Origin of the sequence: Verrucomicrobium sp. BvORR106, from assembly GCF_000739655.1 — a bacterium.
Classification (GTDB): Bacteria; Verrucomicrobiota; Verrucomicrobiia; order Verrucomicrobiales; family Verrucomicrobiaceae; genus Verrucomicrobium.
In genome coordinates this window covers 1-18,143 of the sequence record NZ_BATR01000062.1, presented here as the reverse complement: position 1 = coordinate 18,143, position 18,143 = coordinate 1, and the positions used below count along the sequence as shown (strand labels likewise).

Sequence of the window (18,143 nt, the reverse complement as noted above, 5' to 3'; positions counted from 1 at the left end):
TCCCATTCCATCTCATCCACCCACCGCCATGAAACCGCTTCCTCTCACCCTAACCCTTCTGCTGGCCCTGTCCCAGGGGGCCGGTTCCGCCCAGACCGCTCTTCCCACCCGGCCGACGGCACCCGGCACCGCGCCGGCACCGGCTGCATCACCCGGTGAATGGCAAAACGCGGAACGCGCCAAGATTCTTTCAGGCGTTTCCTCTATCCCCAGGCTTGGAGCACCTGGGCCGGTCGCTATCTGGGGCAACCTCGCCTTCCCGGTGCTCTCCGCCGCAGAATCCGGCAAACCGGAGCTCGCCCTCGCTGCCGCCGCTGGCTACGGCAAGGGACGCCTCATGATTTTCGGCCACAATAGTTATCTGAACGCGGAAGATGCCGGTGACGGCGGCATGGGTGCCTTGCTGCCGAACGCCGTGCGCTGGGTGGGCAACAAGGAGAAGCCGCGCATCGGGATCAAGGGAACCAACTTGACCGCCTTCCTGGACAAGAAGGGCTTCCGCGCGGAGAAGCTGGAAGGCCCGCTCGAGAAGAAGTCACTGAATGACTACGACGTGGTCATCCTCAACGCCCAGAGCATCACCGATCCCGCCGAAGGCCAGGCAGCGATTGAGTACATCAAGGGCGGTGGCGGCATCATCGCTGCCATGACTGGCTGGGCCTTTGAGCAAACGAGCGGCGGCAAAGCCCTGAGCATCGCCCACGGCTTCAACAACGCCATCATGCCCACGGGCCTCGCCTTCACTGATGCCGGTGGCTTTGACGCCGCCGTCATCCGCCAGTTCACCGCCCGACCGGAGTTGCCGCGCATGATGAACGCGTTCGACGCCATCACCGCCATCAAGAAACAGCGGGAAGGCGGCCCCGCGCTAACGCCGGATGACATCGCCCAGGGTACGAACGCCATCCAGGTGGCCCTGGCTGCCCAGCCTCCCGGCCGCAACTCCCTGCAAGGTGCGGTGATGGGTGCCCTGGGTGAAGGCGACTCCGGTATCCCCACCAAAGAACAACCCCTGACCATGGCCCAGCACGCCTCCCAGCGCATTCGCCTGGGCATGGAGACCCGCGTCTTGCGCCTGGCCAGCAGTCCCTCCGTGGCCGCGCATCCCGCATCCGCCGTCTTCCCCGGCCAGCCCCCCAAAGACGCAGCACGCGTGACCAAGGAAATAACCGTGGACGCCAACATCGACGGCTGGACCAGCACCGGACTGTATGCCGTGGCGGGAGAACCGCTCACCGTGACCGTGCCGGAGTCCATGGTCGGCAGCGGCTTCGCCATCCGCGTGGGTTGCCACAGTGACACCCTCTACCACCTGGAAAGCTGGCGTCGTGCACCAGACATCACCCGCACCGTCGGCATCGAAAATGTCGAAACCAAAGTGGGCACCGCCTTCGGAGGCCTCGTATACATCACCGTCCCCGGTCGTGCCCGACGGAACGCCTCTGAACCGCTCAAGGTGAAGATCGCCGGAGCCGTGGAATCCCCGTATTTCAAGCTGGGTCGTGATACCGATGATCAGTGGAACAACATCAAAAAGGCCCAGGGCCCCTGGGCGGAACTGGCCGGCGAGAAGATGGTGGTGAGCCTCCCCAGCGAGGTGGCTCGCAAGATCACGAACCCCACAGAGCTCATGGAGTTCTGGGACCGTGTGGTGACGGCTCAAGATGACATCGCCAACCAGACCGCCGAACGCACCCGGCCCGAGCGCATGGTGGGCGATGTGCAGATCAGCGCAGGCTTCATGCACTCTGGTTACCCCATCATGATCCACACTCCGGAGACGGTGGAGATGGTGACCTACGGCCGCATCAAATACCCGGGATGGGGCTTCTATCACGAGATCGGTCACAACCACCAGCGCGGCAACTTCACCTTTGAAGGCACCGGCGAAGTGACCAACAACGTCTTCGGCCTCTACTGCTACACCGAGGTGCTCAAGAAGGAGCTCTTGATCGGCCACGGCGGTGTCAGCCCCGAGTCCATCAAGAAACACATCGATGCGGCAAAGAAAGCCAAGGATCAGGGAGAAAAGTGGGCGGTGTGGAAAGGCGATCCTTTCCATGCGCTGACCACCTATGTGCAGCTCGTGCAGGCCTTCGGCTGGGATAACTATAAGAAATACATCTGGTCCTTCTCCGATCCGTCCTTCGGCCCCACCCCCAAGAACGACGAAGAGAAGCGCGACCAGTTCCTGGTGAGGTTCTCCAAGATCACGAAGAAGAACCTCGGTCCATTCTTTGAGTTCTGGGGCATTCCTGTGACATCAAGCGCAAAGGCAGAGGTGAGCAAGCTGGAGCCTTGGATGCCGAAGGAGCTTTGAGTTCAGTGGGTAGTTGGCAAGGTGTTGGGAGGTGATTGTGCAGAGGATCTCCCTCACCCTGCCATCCTTCGAGGGCTTGGTTCGGCCGCGCAAAGGCACGGTCAACTGAGTGGGGCCGGGAACTCCCGCCTCCTTTATTCACAACAAGCTTCAAGGCCACTTGGCCGCAGAGTAAAGGAGGCGGGGTCTCCGGCCCCGCGGGTGTACGAAGGGAGAGGCGCTCGCAGTGCGCCTGGCATCCTGACTGCCTATGAGGCGGCTCAACAATGGAACATCGTCGATTGCAGCTTGTCCCGGTGCTGTAGCGTGTTTGCAGCCGAACCCGGAGGGTTCACCATGAATAGCCATGAGGTCGGCCGAGCGTAGCGAGGACTACCCATGGTAGCTCCCTCGGGTCTTCTACCACGGAGTGGTAGGCCCATCGCATTGACTGCCCCTGAGACCCTTCCCGCGATCTCACACTCACCGAAGCTTGCACCATCAGGCCTACCGCTCCGCGGTAGAACACGCGCCCTCACATCCACGGGTTGCACTCGCTACGCTCGCTCCACCCGTGGCTATTCGTGGCGAACCCTCCGGGTTCAATTCCAACTTCTCTTCCGGAAAGTTCACACCCCTCCCTGTCTCAGGTCTGGTGTCTGGCGTCTCCGCCCTCAGGCGGCTCAAGTCTTCTGTCTCCCGCGCAGCGGGTCAGGCCCCGTTTTTCGTTGCAGCCCTCCCGCCGTTCAGGAAACATGACTCATGCCTTGGGACATGAACAGCATCGTGGGCAGCCACGATATTCTGATGCTGGTGCTAGATACGTTGCGCTACGATGTGGCGGAGCGTGAGCTTCATGCCGGGAACACGCCGCACTTTTCCGCGCTACTGCCGCGCGGTTGGGAAAAGCGGCACACGCCGGGAAGTTTCACCTATGCGGCGCACCAGGCCTTCTTCGCAGGGTTCCTGCCCACTCCGGCAGATCCTTCCGCTGACAACACGCGGCTCTTCGCGGCGAAGTTCGCGGGCAGTGAAACTACCGGCACGCACACCAAGACCTTTGAATGTGACAATTGGGTCACCGGTCTGGCGCATGAGGGTTATCACACCCTCTGCATCGGCGGCGTGGGCTTCTTCAATCAACAAACCGCCGTCAGCCGGGTCCTGCCCGGGCTCTTTCACGAGGCGCACTGGAGCACGGAGATGGGCGTGACCAATCGCCACTCCACGGAGCTTCAGTTCACCAAAGCCGCGGAACGTCTGGCTGCACTGCCCCCGGACCAGAAGAGCCTGCTCTTCATCAACGTCTCCGCATTGCACCAGCCCAACTACTTCTACTGCCGCGAGCAGGGCCCGGATGATCTGGAGAGCCATGCCGCCGCCTTGCGTTATGTGGACTCGCAGCTTCCGCTCCTCACCACCGCCCTGCAGCGGCGTCAGCGCCCCGTCTTCTGCCTGATTCTCTCTGATCACGGCACCGCTTATGGTGAAGAAGGCTGGACGGGCCACCGACTGGCGCATCCTTCAGTCTGGACCGTGCCGTATGGCGAGACGGTTCTCACTCCCGAAAAGGAGGCCGCATGAACTTCCGCACCTACTTTCAGAGCGGCGGCTTCTTCCAAGGGTACGCCTATGCGTATCCGCACAAGATGGCGTATCAACGGCTCGAACCCGCCCTGCCTCTGAAGGAACTCTGGGCAGAGGAGGATCGCCGTGCGTTGTTCCTCTATGCCCACATCCCGTTCTGCGAGATGCGCTGCGGCTTCTGCAATCTCTTCACCACCACCGGCGCAGACGAGCCCCTCACCCGCCGCTATCTGGACACCCTGGAGCGACAGGTGGAGCAGGTGCATGGAGCGCTGGGTCCGGACGCCCAGTTTGCCCGCGGGGCGATTGGCGGCGGCACCCCCACCTTTCTGGCACCGGAAGAGCTGGACAGGTTGTTTAACATCTTGAACCGCTTCCAGCGCGCTCCCCACATGCCCCTGGCCGTGGAGATGTCTCCAGGCACGGTCACCACCGACCGCCTGGCGGTGCTCAAGCAGCACCGGGTGACGCGGGCCAGCATCGGCGTGCAGAGTTTCATCGAGAGCGAGACCCGCACCCTGGGCCGCCCTCAAAAGATCGACAAGGTCCGGCAGGCCCTGGGCACGCTGCAAGAGGCGGCGTTCCCGGTGTTGAATATCGACCTGATCTACGGCATGCAGGGCCAGACCACCGCGTCGCTGGAGCAGTCTCTGAACGAGGCGCTCTCCTTCACGCCGCAGGAGATCTACCTTTATCCGCTCTATGTCCGTCCCCTCACCGGGCTGCACCGCATCGGGCGAGAGCCGATGGACGAGCGCATGGACCTCCTCCGGCATGCGGTGGATTTCCTGACTTCAAAGGGATGGCGGCAGGTGTCCATGCGGCTCTTCCGCGCGCCCGGATACGAACCTCCTGAAGGTCCCGTGTACTGCTGCCAGGAGGACGGCATGGTGGGTCTGGGCGCGGGTGCGAGGTCTTACACCACCCGGTGGCACTACTCTTCCGAGTACGGTGTCAGCCAGAATAAGGTGCGAGAAATCCTCGACCAGTACCTGCAGACTCCCTCTAACCAGTTCGCCGCCGCGGACTACGGCTGTGGCCTGAATGACGAGGAACAACAACGCCGGCATCTCATCAAAAGTCTGCTGCGGGACGATGGCTTGCTCCATACCGAATGGACGGAGCGCTTCCAACGTCCCGTCATCGAGGCCTTCCCCCGTCTCACGGAACTGATGGAAGAAGGTGCCCTGCTGGATACCGGCGCCCGCTTGCAGCCCACACGCCGTGGGCTGGAGCTCTCCGACGTGATCGGCCCCTGGCTCTTTTCCGACGCCATGAAGGCGAGGATGCAGGAGTTTGAACTCGCCTGAAGAAGGGATGATCCCCATGACGGACGACGCCTGGACCATCCTCTATCGTGGACCGCTTTCGAGCTGCAACTACGCGTGCACCTACTGCCCCTTTGCCAAGACGCGCAACACCCGGGCAGAACTGGCGGACGACGCGATCCGGCTCGACCGGTTCGTGCAATGGGTTCAGGAAATTAAACGTCCCGTGCGACTGCTCTTCACCCCCTGGGGTGAGGCGCTGGTGCACCGTGCGTACCAGCAGGCCCTGGCCACGCTGAGCCATACCCCGCATGTGGGCACCGTCTCCATTCAGACCAATCTGGCCTGCAAGCTGGAATGGCTCGATACCTGTGACTGGACCCGAGCCGCTCTCTGGACCACATGGCACCCCACTCAAACACCGCGGCAGAAGTTCCTGGCGCAATGCGAACGGCTGGAAACCGCCGGAGCCCGCTACAGCGTGGGTGTGGTGGGCATGAAAGAACACTTCCTCGAAATCGAGCGACTGCGCGAGGAGTTACCGCCCCACGTGTACCTCTGGGTGAACGCCTACAAACGCGATCCTGCCTACTACAGCTCAGAGGAGATCCGACAACTCACGGACATCGATCCCGTGTTTCCGGTAAACAATCATCGCCACGCCAGCCTGGGGCGGGCCTGTCGTGCCGGTCACACCGCCTTCACCGTCGATGGCGATGGGCAGGCTCGACGCTGCCACTTTATCAAAGACGTCATCGGCAACATCTATGAGCCCGACTTCCCCGCCCGGCTTGCGCCGCGCCCTTGCGGCACGGCCACCTGCGGCTGCCACATTGGCTACATTCACATGGATTCCCCTGGGCTGACTCAAGTGTTTGGCGATCAGACACTTGAACGCATCCCTCTCGGCTGGCCCCACCGCCGCCCTGACCCAGCCCAGATTTCCGCCTTGGCAGAGGGCGGCGTTGCGGGTTAGGTTCCCCACATGTTTGACTGGTTGTTCCCCAAAAAGAAGGTCAGCAAAGAGGCCCCCAAGCCTTCCCTGTTCAGCAAGCCCGCGGCCCCCATGTGGCGGCAGGGGGATGTGTTCATCATCCAGGCCAAGGTCCTCCCCAAGGGCGAACATCAAGTGGTGAAGCCCGTGCTCGCGGAAGGCGAAGTCACAGGACATGCCCACCGTGTGGAGAGAGCGGCCGATGCGCGGGTGCTCAGCACCGGCAGCGGACGCTATCTCGAAGTCCTGGCCAACGAGACCACCATCGTGCATGAGGAGCACGGACCTATCACCCTGCCCAAGGGGATCTATGAAATACGCATCCAGCGGGAGTACAGCCCACAGGAGATCCGCCGCGTCGTAGACTGAGAGCCTCAGATCATGAACGAAATCCCCTCTGCGGAGCTGGCCGCTCTTATCGCTTCAGGCCAAGCGCCCACCGGTGCCCGCGCCGGTGTGCTGGACCTCACCAAACACGCCGCCACCTCCTCCCTGCCCGCTGGCCTGCACTGCCACACCCTCCGCGCAGGTGGCACCGCGCTGCGCAGCCTGCCAGCCGACCTCTCCGTCAGCCACAAGCTGGACCTCAATGGCTGCGAGTCCCTGGACTCTCTGCCCGAGAATCTCAAGACCGGCGTGCTCATCCTCCGAGGTTGTGTGAAGTTGCAAGCCCTGCCAAAAGGGCTGGACGTGGACTACCTGGACATCAGCGACTGCCGGGCTCTCTCCACCTGGCCCGCTTCCGCGAAGGTCCACATCGGCAACGTCACAGCACGCAACTGCACCGCCTTGACTCACCTGCCCGACGATCTGGGCCCGGTGAACGCGCTCGACATCCGGAACTGCTCCCAGATCAAGTCCCTCCCTCCTGGCATCGACATCCTGTCCTGGATCGACTTCGCGGGCACTGGGATCACACAACTACCGGATCATCTCCAGAACATCGGCCTGCGCTGGCGGGGCGTGGCGGTGAGCCGCCGCATCGTCTTCGAACCTGAAACCCTCACCACGGCGGAGATTCTCGCCGAGCGCAACGCCGAGGTGCGCCGCGTCATGATCGAGCGCGTGGGACTGGAGCGGTTCCTCTCCGACTCCAGAGCGGAAACCCTGCACGAAGACACCGACCCCGGTGGAGTGCGCAAGCTCTACCGCCTCCCCCTCCCGGGCGATGAGGATCTGGTGTGTGTTTCCGTGAACTGCCCGAGCACCGGTCGTCACTACCTCATCCGCGTCCCCCCGGCCATGAAGACCTGCCACCAGGCCGTGGCCTGGACAGCGGGATTCGACAACCCGGCAGACTACGCACCGCTGGTGGAGACCTGAGCCAGCATCGCATCCAGTTCCCAGTCATAGGTCTCGCGCCCCTCCCAGAGCAAATCCGGCAGGAAGTCTCCAAACGCATTGGCCTCGAGAACGAGGAAACGACGAAAGCCGCTCGTGGGCGCAATGTCCAGACTGACGTGCAGAGACGTGGCGAATGCAGCCGCGGCGGCCTCCGCCGTCATGATCAGCCGCTGCCATGCCTCCTCTCCCATGTGAGCCCGCAGCTCCTCCGCCTCTCCCCTGCGCCCGCCCAGCTGCAGGTTGGTCATGGGGGCCTCACTGAGCCGAGGCACAACATGCCGTGCACGTCCCGCGATGACCACCACGCGCAGATCCATCCGCAGGCCCTGCCAGCCTGCCTTGGGCACCCACTGCTGCGCATAAGCGCGATGCCGTGACACGGCCTCACACAGTTGCTCCACCTGTACGGGATCCGTGTAGAGCTTCACCCGCCGACTGTTGAAGAGCTCCCCCCTACCCCTGGTCGCAGACCTCATCTCCACGGTGCTGCGCGCCTGTATGCCGTGCCGGGGTGAAACTTCCAGAGCCACCACGCCGGACGCGGAGGAACCGTGACACGGTTTGAGGAACAACCGCTTCCATCCGCCTTCCCGCCTCTCCATCAGTTCGCGAATCTCCGCGTAGCCGCCCGTGATGATGCCGGATGCCGTGGGACAGGGCACAGCCGCCGCCTCAAGTCGCATCTGGCAGGAGTGCTTGTGGAAGAGGATGGCCACCTCCTCGGGCGGGCTGGTGCAGAACACCGTCGGCGGCGCTTCGTCGAGCCGCCGACGGATGCCCCACAACACGTGGCACCAACCCCGCCACCACTGCGCCTGGGCCAGTATCACTCCAGGGCGTAAGGTCATCGAACCCACCTCTTCCGCCGTCCAGGACTCCAGGCCCACCTCCAGATCGAGGCCGCTGCCGCGCTGCAAGATCGCCTGCTCCACCGCCCAGTCTTTTCCAGGCGACTCCAGACGCAGGAAACAACGGTCATGCCTTCTGAGCTCAGTCCAGTCCACCTCTCCCCGGATGACATCCAACCAGGACCAGACATGCATCTGCATCCCGGGCCGTCGGGAAACCGCCTCCTGCAGATGCAGAAGCCTCTTTGTCCCGGGAACGCCCACGACAAAGAGGTGGCACCTCACTCCCTGTCCCTCGCACTCACTCACCCACGGCGACGTAGTAGCTGATCTCGCCCTTCCACTCATCCGGCTTCTGCTGCTCCTCCACATTCACTCCGGGAAATTTCCGTTCGAGCGACTTGCACATCGCCTCGGAAAGAAAGTTGTGGTGAAGGTCCAGCGCCTTGAGCGAGGCCACAGCAGGGCTGTCCAGAAGCGCCTGCGCCCCTTCATCCCGCAGGACACCCAGGGAGAGATCCAGGCTTTGAATCCGGCTCAACAGAGGCGAACTGGCCAGCGTCTGCGCCACCTCATTCGCGATCTCAGAGTTGCGCACGCCCAGGTGCTTCAGCGTGGGCAGCAGTCTGCCTTCCAGCACGGGCAGCAGGTCTGCCAGCGAGCCATCCCACCCATAGCCATCACTTCCGGTCCAGACCTCCAGGTGCTCCAGGCAGAGGAACTGGGATTTCACAATCTGTTGGAGGAGGGCCTGGGACATGCCGCCCGTCTCCACGGTGAGGGACTTCAGGTAGTCATGCCGCACCCCTTCACCAAAGGAGAGACCGTTGCCCCCACGAACCCGAAAGTGCTCCAGCTCAGGATAAGCCGCGAAGAGAGGAGACACGTCCGATTGCTCGATCCAGGAGATCTCATTCTCTTCGCTCAGGATGTCGCCAAGGAAGATGCCCTTGAGATTGGGCAACGCATGCCGGGATGAGACCAGGAGCTGCACGATGCCCTCGCTGTTGTTTGAAGGATCATCGCCGGCCCAGGCGCCAATGATGATGCCTGTGGTGTCTTTGCAGGCGGGATTGGCGACGAAACGGGCAAACAGCTCCTCCATGGAGATCTCTGTGTCCCAGTCCCGCACCAGCCGGTAGATGGCACCTTTGTAGTCCTGAATGCCCTTTTCCGATGCCTCCTCGTCGAAAATCCGAACGGGAAGACCCAGCCAATTGGTTGCATGCTCGTGCCGTGACATAGGGGTAGGTCCTATGAAATGCCAGAACCTGTCGCGAATGGCCAGCCTGGAATGGTGATTTTTTTGACGAAGGCTCCCCCCCGCCTCAGCTGGCGCTGGCGATCAGCTCCACCACGCGGTCGATCTCCGCCTCCGTGTTGTACACGTGTGGGCTGAAGCGCAGATGCGGCACGCCCGCCCGGTTGTGACGAAGCGAGACTACCACCTGGTGGGCCGTGAGGTGATCAAATACCCGCTCCAGCGGCACACCGCCACTGCGGGTGGCGGTGGTGATGCCGGAGGCAGAGGCCCCATCGGTAGGCGGCAATACCTCGAACCCCAGTGCCTGCAGCCGGGGTACCAGATGCCGCTTCAGCGTGAGCAGGCGGTGGCTGACGTTCTCGATGCCAAACTCCAGCAGCATCTCCAACCCGGCCCGCATGCCGTAGATGCCGGCGGCATTGAGCACGCCCGGCTCGTAGCGGCGACCGCCTTTTTCAAAGACCACCTCATCCTGCGCGATGAAGTTGGGCGAGCGCACATTCCACGCCCCCACGAGACTCGGGCGGAGCAGTTCCTGCACCTCCTCCCGCACATAGAAGATCCCCGCCGCCATCGGCCCCAGCATCCACTTGTGCGCGTCTGCGCTCAGGAAATCCACATACTCCACTGAGGTGTCGAAGGCACCCAGCGTCTGGATCGCGTCCAGGCAGAACAAGATGCCACGCTGCCGCAGCATCTGGCCGATGGCATTCACATCAATCCGGGCTCCCGTGAAGAAATGGACCGAGGCCAGAGCCACGAACTTCGTCTTCGCGCTCAGCGCCTGCTCCACCGCCTCCACCGTCACCGCGCCGGGCGCATCCGTCTGGATGAACTTCACCACCACGCCCAGGCGTTGCAGGTCCATCCAGGGGTACACGTTCGCAGGATAGTCATCGTGATAACACACGATTTCATCGCCCGCCTGCCAGGGCAGCCCGTTGGCCACCAGGCTCAGCCCCAGCGATGTGGGCCCCAGCAGGGAGATCTCACTGGCCTTGGCCCCGATGAGCTTGCCGGCGATCACCCGCGTCTCATTGAGATGCCTCCAGACATCGCCACTCTCCTGATGCTGCAGGCTGCACATCTCCAGATACTCCTGCATGGCCCGCGTGACACGACGCGGCAGAATGCACACGCCCGCATGAGCCATGAAGATGCTCTTCTCCGCGACCGGAAACTCAGCGATGCGGGTGGATTCAGAAGCGAGCAGTTCGTCGAGAGTCATAGGGGCGGTGAGGAAAGCAGGGATACGTTTCGCCCCGAGCAGCGGAGCGCACATTCCACAATCGTCCCCTTCTCCTAGAGCCAGTTCTTCTTCTTGAACAGGACAAACATGCCGCAGACGATGGACAGACAGAGCGTCCAGAAGCCAATGGGATAAATCCAGGGATAAGACCACCCGGTCTCCAGTTCCGGCATGGTGTGGAAGTTCATGCCATACACCCCCGCCAGGAACGACAGGGGCATGAAGATGGTGGAGAGCACCGTGAGCACCTTCATGGTCTGGTTCATGCGGTGGCTCATCGCATTCATGTAAGTCTCCATGATGGAGATGCTCACCTCCCGGTAAGTTTCCATGAGGTCGATCACCTGCACCGCGTGATCATAGACATCCCGCATGAAGAGGGACGCCGTCTCGGAAAACAGGTCATGATCCAGCCGCTGGAGCCCGTGGATGAGCTCCCGCATGGGCCAGAACTCCCGACGGAGCAGGAGCAGCTCATGCTTGAGATTGTGAATGCGGTTGATGACGCCGGGCGTGGGGCGCAGCAGGACCTCCTCCTCCAGATCCTCCAGGCGGTCACTGTAGTCTCCCAGCACCGGGAAACACTGGTCCACAATGGCATCGAGCAGCGCATAGAGCAGGAAGCTCACATCATTCTGCCGGATGCGGGAGCCCGTCTTGCAAATCCGCTGGCGGACAGGGTCCCAGACGTCGCCCCGCGTAGGCTGGAAGGTCAGCAGGGTGTGCTTGCCCACGAAAAAGGAGATCTGCTCACAGTGCAGCCCCTTCTTCTCCATCGAGATCATCTTGGCCACGAGGAAAAGACGGGCCTGGTGCCCATCGTCCCCGGGGTAGATCTCCACCTTGGGCCGGGTGCCGGGGTTGAGCGTGTCCTCCACCGCCAGCGGGTGCAGGTCATACTTGGCCACCAGGGCCTGGATCACCTTCATGTCGGTGAGGCCATCCACATTGATCCAGCGCACGGAGGACCAGGCAGGCCGATGCTTCTCCAGGAAGTCATCAATGTCCAGAATGTCGACCGCACACACCTCGCCGGGGGCGTAGTCGATGCAGCTCACCACCACACGGCCCGGGCCGCTGGTCATTTTCCCCAGATCCGCCACCTCGATGCCGGGGGCACTGCCAGGGCCCCGGCCCAAGAACCGGGGCAAATGGAATCGGGAACGGCCCTCCACCTGCTCCTCCGCATCCTCCTTGGGATCCGGAGCGGGGGGCTCGGGCTTGAAGCACTCAGACGAGGACGAGGACGACGGATTCATGGGAATCTAAGCTCGCCGTCCCGGCCTGCGGTGCGGCTCAGACCATTTTCAGGGTGCGCTCACCCTCTTCAATGAGTTTCCAGAAACTTTTTGATTCCCCAAGCACCTCGTCCTCACCGGCGCTGCCCAGGTTGCTGCGGAAGAGGAAGTCCTTCAGCGTGTTGCCATGCAGCACGCGGTGCACCTTCACATGGGAATCTTCCACCGCGAAGTAGATGCGGTAGTCCCCGGCACGGCAGCGGTAGAGCTTGCCCGTGCCACGATTGATCACGCCAAAACGCTGCTCGATCCGGTTCTGGTCCACGTCTTCAGGCTGAATGTTCAGCGCCTCCAGCAAGGTGAACTGCACCGGGGTCGGGAGCCGGGACAATTCCGAGGCACTGATCTCATTGAATACTATCTGAAGCATGCGCGGGACAGTAGCGGGGAGCGTGCCGTTGAAAAGTCAAACTTCGCCGCGACTTTGACAAACCCGGCGGGTGGGGGCATTTTGCCCGCCCCCGGCTTTCGACCAACCCTTACCTATACTGCCCTTGAAACGCGTCCTCTTTGTGTGCACCGGCAACACCTGCCGCAGCCCGATGGCGGAGGCCCTCTTCCGCGATCTCGTCAAAGAGCGCCGCGACTACCAGGTCCTCTCCGCCGGAGTGGGAGCCTACCCGGGAGACAGCGCCAGCCGCAACACGGTGGAACTGCTGCGCCGCATGGGCCTGGATCTGCCTGGATTCAAGAGCCAGCAAGTTTCCAAGGAGCTCCTGGATGACGTGACCCACATCTTTGCCCTGTCTGAAGGACATTTGCGCGCCATCGAGATGATGTTCCCCGAGGCCTCCGACAAGGCCTACCTGGTGAGCGAATTCGCCGCGGACGACGAGCTGCGAGGACGCGATGTACACGATCCCTTCGGCGCGGGGCTGGATGCCTACGAGGAGACCCGTGATATCCTGCTCAAGGTGCTGCCCAGCGTGCTCGCCTACATCGACCAGACGTTCGACAAGCAGGAAAGCGCTGCCTCCGAGGCTGGAGAAGCCGCAGCAGTGGCCAGCCCTGAGAGCGCAACTCCGTCTGCGCCAGCGGTGGAAACGGCCCCCGCCGTCAAGCTGCCCGCCGTCGCCATCGGCACGGACCACGGCGGCCTGGAGATGAAGGACGCCATCGTGGCCCGCCTCCGCTCCAAAGGCTACCCGGTGAGCGATCTCGGCACTCACGGCAAGGGCAGTGTGGACTATCCTGACTTTGCGGAGGCCGTCTGCCATCGCGTCCTGAGCGGCGAGGTGAGTGCTGGCGTGCTGGTCTGCACCACCGGCATCGGCATGAGCATCACGGCCAACCGGCACCCCGGCATCCAGGCCGCGCTCGTCCACAATGTGGCCACCGCCAAGGTGACGAGGGAGCACAACAACTCCAACGTGGTCTGCCTGGCTGGCGCCACCACCTCGCTGGATGACGCAGTCGAGATCGTCGAGACCTTTGTCTCCACCCCCTTCGAAGGCGGCCGCCATGCCCGCCGGGTGGACAAGATGAACTCCCTGCGCAAGCGCGCGGCGGATGTGATCAAGCAGGTGGACCCGGCCATCGCCGAGCTCATCGTGGCGGAGGAACACCGCCAGCAGAACAACATCGAGCTCATCGCGAGCGAGAACTTCGCCAGCCGCGCCGTTCAGGCCGCTCAAGGCACCTGCCTCACCAACAAGTACGCGGAAGGTTACCCCGGCAAGCGCTGGTACGGCGGTTGCGAAGAGGTGGACAAGGTGGAGCAACTCGCCATCGACCGCGTCTGCCAAATCTTCGGTGCCAAGTTCGCCAACGTGCAGCCTCACAGTGGCTCCCAGGCGAATGCAGCCGTCTATTTCTCCGTGCTTGACCCCGGCGACCGGATCCTGACCATGGACCTGAGCCACGGCGGTCACCTCACCCACGGCAACAAGGCCAACTTCTCCGGCCGCTTCTATGAAGTGGTGCATTACGGCGTAAGCCAGAAGGACGAGCGCATCGACTACGACGCGCTGGCCAAGAAGGCCGAGGAGTGCAAGCCCAAGATGATCACCGCTGGTGCGAGCGCCTATCCCCGCATCATCGACTTCGCCCGCATGGCGGAGATCGCCAAGAGCGTGGGCGCCTACCTCTTTGTGGACATGGCCCACATCGCAGGCCTCGTGGCAGGCGGCGTGCACCCCAGCCCCATGCCGCACGCGGACTTCGTCACCTCCACCACGCACAAGAGCCTGCGCGGCCCCCGCGGCGGCATTGTGCTGACGAACAACGAAGAACTGGCCAAGAAGATCAACTCCCAGGTGTTCCCCGGGGTACAGGGCGGACCACTCATGCACGTCATCGCGGCCAAGGCGGTTTGTTTCCATGAAGCCCTGCAGCCGTCTTTCAAGTCGTATCAGCAGCAGGTGGTGCGCAATGCCCAGGTCCTGGCCAACGCCATGGCCTCCCACGGCTACCGCATCGTCAGCGGCGGCACGGACAACCACGTCATGCTCGTGGACCTGCGTCCGCGCGGCCTCAATGGCAAACTCGCCCAAGAGACACTCGACCTGGCCGGCATCACCGTGAACAAGAACGGCATCCCGTTCGACACGGAGAAGATCACCCTTGGCGGTGGCATCCGCATGGGCACGCCAGCCGTGACCACCCGCGGCATGAAGGAATCCGAGATGAAGCAGATCGCCGCCCTCATCCACGAGGCGCTGGAGTATCGCGACAAACCGGTCATCCTGGACAACATCAAGCGCACCGTCGCCGACATCAATCGCAGCTTCCCGCTGCCGTGAGGAGCCAGTGCGTCAGTGGGCGGTGCGTCAGTGCGTCAAGGTGTTGGGAGAGAAGCTGTACGGAGTCCAGGCTTCAGCCTGCGTTGGATCTGCGTGTCTAGGCGGAGATGAGGGAAGTCCCTCAGTCAATTCATCTCTGAGATCCGGCACCAACACCCTGCCCAAGCCCCAAGGAGCGGCGGTTTGTGCTTGCACAACCGCCGGGCTTGAACGGAGCGCTTGAGCGTCAAGGTCCCTGTTGCCTAGTGGGGCCCCATCGTATTGGGGTGCTTGGTCGTTGCATTCCTCCGGCCACGGTCGGCGGTTGTGCAAGCACAAACCGCCGCTCCTTGAGTTACTCGCCATCCCGCCTCGCCCCATGCGGAAGGACGCCGGACCGTTGCACCCACTGCCCACCATTTACCACTTACCGCTTACCTCCCCCCCAAACTCACTTCATCACCTTCCGCAACCACGCCACCATCTCACTTGCGTAAGCCCCCGTCCCCCACGGCCCCATGCCATGGCCACCACCGGGCACGGTGATCAATTCACACACGTTCCCCAGGGCTTTCATCTTCTTCTGAAACGCGATGGACTGCTCATAGGGAACGGTCGGGTCCTGATCGCCGTGGATCAACAAATACGGCGGCATCCCTGCCTTGACCGAATTGATCGGTGAGGCCTTGCCCAGCTTCACAAAATCGGCATCACCTGGTTTCACGTTCACCTGGAACATCTTCGCGGCCCCTTCCTTCACCTCCTGGCGCGCCCGGGCCCGGATCTCAAGATCGTGCGGGGCATAAAATGGCACCACGGCCGCGACTTGCGTGTCGCCTTGCGACCGGGTTCCGGCATAGGAAACAAGGTGCCCACCGGCAGACTCACCCACCAGGGCGATGCGTTTCACATCCACCTTGTACTCTGCAGCGTGAGCCTTCACCCAGCGGACGGCAGATTCCACATCCTCCAGGCACGCTGGCCAGGGCTGCTGCCCCGCCAGGCGGTAGTTGATGGTGAACCACACGAAGCCCGCCTGGCTCAGGGGTTCGAACAAGGGCTTGATGTAGGTGTTCTTGTCTCCTTTGTCGAATCCCCCTCCGTGCACCAGGATGACGGTCGGGAAAGACCCCGCCCCCTCAGGCACAAACGCGTCCAGCGTCAGGCTTACGCCATCGGGTTTGGCGAATTCAATGTCCGCCGTCAGACCCGCACGCCCCACTCCAGCGATCCCCACGCACAGAAACAACAGAACCAAGACACGAAAAAGGGCGACGCATTGCATCGCCCTTGAACGCCTCAGCTGCGACAGGTCTTGCTACTTCGCAGCGGGTTTGGACTTTTTGGCCTGCTTCTTTTTGGCAGGAGCTTTCACGCTCTTGGCGACCGTCTTCTTGGAGACGGCAACCGTTTTGGCCGCGACCTCTTTCTTCGCTGCGACCTTCTTCGTCACGCTCTTCTTGCCCTTGGCAACTTTCTTCACGGTGGCGGCCTCGCGCAGCTTCTTCTCTTCCCGCGCTTTTTTGGCAGCCACCTTCTTCTTCAGAGCAGGCCAGTAGTCATCCCCTGCGATGTAGCCCACGCAGGACGCCTTGCCGCAGAGGCAGGGATGATCTTCCCAGCATTCCAGGTCAAAGCCGTAGTTGAAGGTGAGCTCCTCACCCTTCTTGATGTCGTGCAGAGCCACGAACCAAATCTCCTGCTCGTCCCAGGTCTGAGCCTCCACGTTGGGCTCACAGGAGTGGTTCATGAGACGGGCCGTGTTCCAGGACACGTTTCCGTCGATGTCCCACTCATCATTGAGGATGAACATGTACACGCGGGCTCCCCCGCTTTCCTTGGCTGAATCAAGCAGGGCGTTGGCGCGACGATCACTCTCGTCTTTGTCCACACGCTCTCCCACATATTCCACGATCCAGGTGTCCTTCGGGATATCCTTCCGGGCGTAGAGGCCGCGGCCGTGGATCTGGGAGTTGCGCACAACGTACCACTCGTTGGGCTGGGGCTTGGGATTGTTGGCCATGATTGCTGAAGAACGGCATGGTGACTCCGGCGTTACACAAGTCAAGGCAAAGCAACCTCCCTGCCAGAGGAGAGCGTCACTTCAGATCCTCCCAAATCGCCTGTGGGCCTCACTGCACCGTGTAGTCATGAACCACCAGCTTGCGGGTCACAGGCAGCAGCACTTCCTTTACGGCCTTCGTGTGTACCGGATGCGCCTCATAGGCGTCCAGCGCGGCCTTGCTCTCAAACCGGATGACCAGGGCCACATCAAAGCTGTCGTCCACCACCGGCCGGTCACTCGCCAAAGGCGCCCCAGCGCTGATGGACCGGATGCCGGGGATTGCGGCAAAGGAACGCGTTGCCTCCACCAAAGTGGCCCGCTGGGCGGCATTACCCGGCTCCTTCAGCCACAACAGCACCACATGCTCCACCTCGCCCTTCTTTGGAGCTCGCTGGTAGCCAAGCTGAGCGCACCCCGTCTGAAACACCAAGGTCAACACCGCAGCGATCCACAACAAGCGATTGGATTTGTTCATGCGCTCCGTACCATGCCACTGACATGAAGCCCCTGTCGAGACTCTTCTGCGCCCTGGCCCTGGCCCTTTCTCCATCCGTCATCCATGCCGAGCCATGGACGGATCCCTCGCCCCCCAAAGTGCACCCTCTAAAGGATGCGACCGCAGCGCCTCCCGCCGCGTTTGACCGGCTCAAATTTCATACCGCCCCGGCCCCCCTCAATCCGGGCGCCAAGACCAGCGACTGGCACCGCTTCTTGGGGCCGACCGACGATGCCACCTCCCCCGAAACGCATCTGCTCCATCAGTGGCCTGCTCAAGGACCAGCGAAGGTCTGGGAGGTCGCCAAGGGCGATGGCTACACCTCCCCCGCCATTCAGGGCGACCGCCTCATCCTGTTTCATGCCGAAGGCGGCAAGGAGGTGCTCGAGTGTCTGCACCCCGAAACGGGACAGCGCTACTGGACCCAGGGCTACCCCATGGAGTACCGGGATCGCTACGGCTTCGCCAACGGACCCCGCAGCTCACCCGTGATTGCTGGAGACCGCGTGCTCACCCACGGGGTCACCAGCATCCTGACCTGCACCGACCTGAAGACGGGGCAGATCCTCTGGCAGCGGGATCTGCGTGCGGAGTTCCATGTGCCTCAGGACTTCTTCGGCCAGGGCAGCAGCCCGCTGGTGCAGGGAAACAAGGTGATCGTCAACGTCGGCGGAAAAGGACGCCCCGTGCCCGATGACGACAGCGAAGCCC

General features: G+C 62.5%; 16 protein-coding genes. 8 read left to right on the top strand and 8 right to left on the bottom strand.

The genetic code is table 11. The annotated features are described in order from the left end of the window. Positions 1–28: 28 nt before the first annotated feature. The 6 genes from BV106_RS09905 to BV106_RS35365 all read left to right on the top strand — a co-directional run bounded on the left by BV106_RS09905 (position 29) and on the right by BV106_RS35365 (position 7,471). Positions 29–2,320, top strand: coding sequence for a M60 family metallopeptidase (locus tag BV106_RS09905; RefSeq protein WP_038163991.1), 2,292 nt, complete (start codon positions 29–31; stop codon positions 2,318–2,320). 753 nt (positions 2,321–3,073) lie between these two features. Further along, positions 3,074–3,883, top strand: a complete 810-nt coding sequence (locus tag BV106_RS09900) for an STM4013/SEN3800 family hydrolase (protein WP_038164010.1) — start codon at positions 3,074–3,076, stop codon at positions 3,881–3,883. After that, the gene (locus BV106_RS09895) at positions 3,880–5,196 is read left to right on the top strand and encodes an STM4012 family radical SAM protein (RefSeq protein ID WP_038163990.1); all 1,317 of its coding nucleotides are present in this window, start codon (positions 3,880–3,882) and stop codon (positions 5,194–5,196) included. The genes BV106_RS09900 and BV106_RS09895 overlap by 4 nt, the downstream gene beginning before the upstream one ends. A 16-nt stretch (positions 5,197–5,212) precedes the next feature. Next, positions 5,213–6,130 (top strand): STM4011 family radical SAM protein, encoded by a 918-nt coding sequence (locus BV106_RS09890; RefSeq protein WP_038164007.1) that lies wholly within the window; start codon positions 5,213–5,215, stop codon positions 6,128–6,130. 9 nt (positions 6,131–6,139) lie between these two features. Further along, on the top strand, positions 6,140–6,517 hold the full coding sequence (locus BV106_RS09885; RefSeq protein ID WP_051945558.1) for a hypothetical protein: 378 nt from the start codon (positions 6,140–6,142) through the stop codon (positions 6,515–6,517). Between the two features lie 12 nt (positions 6,518–6,529). Next, entirely contained in the window at positions 6,530–7,471 is a 942-nt protein-coding gene (locus BV106_RS35365; RefSeq protein WP_051945556.1) for a DUF6745 domain-containing protein, read from the top strand. On the opposite strand, the gene BV106_RS09875 is transcribed toward BV106_RS35365, so the two are convergent. The 5 genes from BV106_RS09875 to BV106_RS09855 form a co-directional block, all read right to left on the bottom strand. Continuing rightward, positions 7,447–8,688, bottom strand: a complete 1,242-nt coding sequence (locus BV106_RS09875; protein WP_265595505.1) for an STM4014 family protein — start codon at positions 8,686–8,688, stop codon at positions 7,447–7,449. The two genes, BV106_RS35365 and BV106_RS09875, sit on opposite strands and share 25 nt — an antisense overlap. Next, a complete protein-coding gene (locus BV106_RS09870; protein WP_038163987.1) occupies positions 8,642–9,583 on the bottom strand; it encodes an STM4015 family protein in 942 nt (313 codons plus the stop codon). The genes BV106_RS09875 and BV106_RS09870 overlap by 47 nt, the downstream gene beginning before the upstream one ends. Positions 9,584–9,668: 85 nt before the next feature. After that, the gene (locus BV106_RS09865) at positions 9,669–10,832 is read right to left on the bottom strand and encodes an aminotransferase class V-fold PLP-dependent enzyme (RefSeq protein ID WP_038163985.1); all 1,164 of its coding nucleotides are present in this window, start codon (positions 10,830–10,832) and stop codon (positions 9,669–9,671) included. Between the two features lie 74 nt (positions 10,833–10,906). After that, a complete protein-coding gene (corA, locus tag BV106_RS09860) occupies positions 10,907–12,112 on the bottom strand; it encodes a magnesium/cobalt transporter CorA (RefSeq protein WP_265595504.1) in 1,206 nt (401 codons plus the stop codon). A 37-nt stretch (positions 12,113–12,149) separates the two neighbouring features. Continuing rightward, entirely contained in the window at positions 12,150–12,521 is a 372-nt protein-coding gene (locus BV106_RS09855) for a type II toxin-antitoxin system RelE/ParE family toxin (protein ID WP_038163983.1), read from the bottom strand. Between the two features lie 124 nt (positions 12,522–12,645). Between BV106_RS09855 and rpiB the strand changes: the two genes are divergently transcribed. Then, a complete protein-coding gene (gene rpiB, locus BV106_RS39170; protein WP_038163981.1) occupies positions 12,646–14,892 on the top strand; it encodes a ribose 5-phosphate isomerase B in 2,247 nt (748 codons plus the stop codon). A gap of 430 nt (positions 14,893–15,322) precedes the next feature. Here rpiB and BV106_RS09845 read toward each other — a convergent pair whose 3' ends face one another. From BV106_RS09845 to BV106_RS37195, 3 genes are all read right to left on the bottom strand, one after another. Then, entirely contained in the window at positions 15,323–16,129 is an 807-nt protein-coding gene (locus BV106_RS09845) for an alpha/beta hydrolase (RefSeq protein ID WP_265595503.1), read from the bottom strand. Positions 16,130–16,189: 60 nt separating this feature from the next. Continuing rightward, positions 16,190–16,894 carry an SET domain-containing protein-lysine N-methyltransferase gene (locus BV106_RS35360; protein ID WP_051945552.1) on the bottom strand — a complete coding sequence of 235 codons (705 nt, stop codon included), beginning with the start codon at positions 16,892–16,894 and terminating at the stop codon, positions 16,190–16,192. 109 nt (positions 16,895–17,003) lie between these two features. Then, on the bottom strand, positions 17,004–17,411 hold the full coding sequence (locus tag BV106_RS37195; protein WP_051945550.1) for a Dabb family protein: 408 nt from the start codon (positions 17,409–17,411) through the stop codon (positions 17,004–17,006). 23 nt (positions 17,412–17,434) lie between these two features. On the opposite strand from BV106_RS37195, the gene BV106_RS09830 reads away from it, so the two are divergent. Next, a partial coding sequence (locus tag BV106_RS09830; RefSeq protein ID WP_265595502.1) for a PQQ-binding-like beta-propeller repeat protein occupies positions 17,435–18,143 on the top strand: 709 nt, incomplete at its 3' end.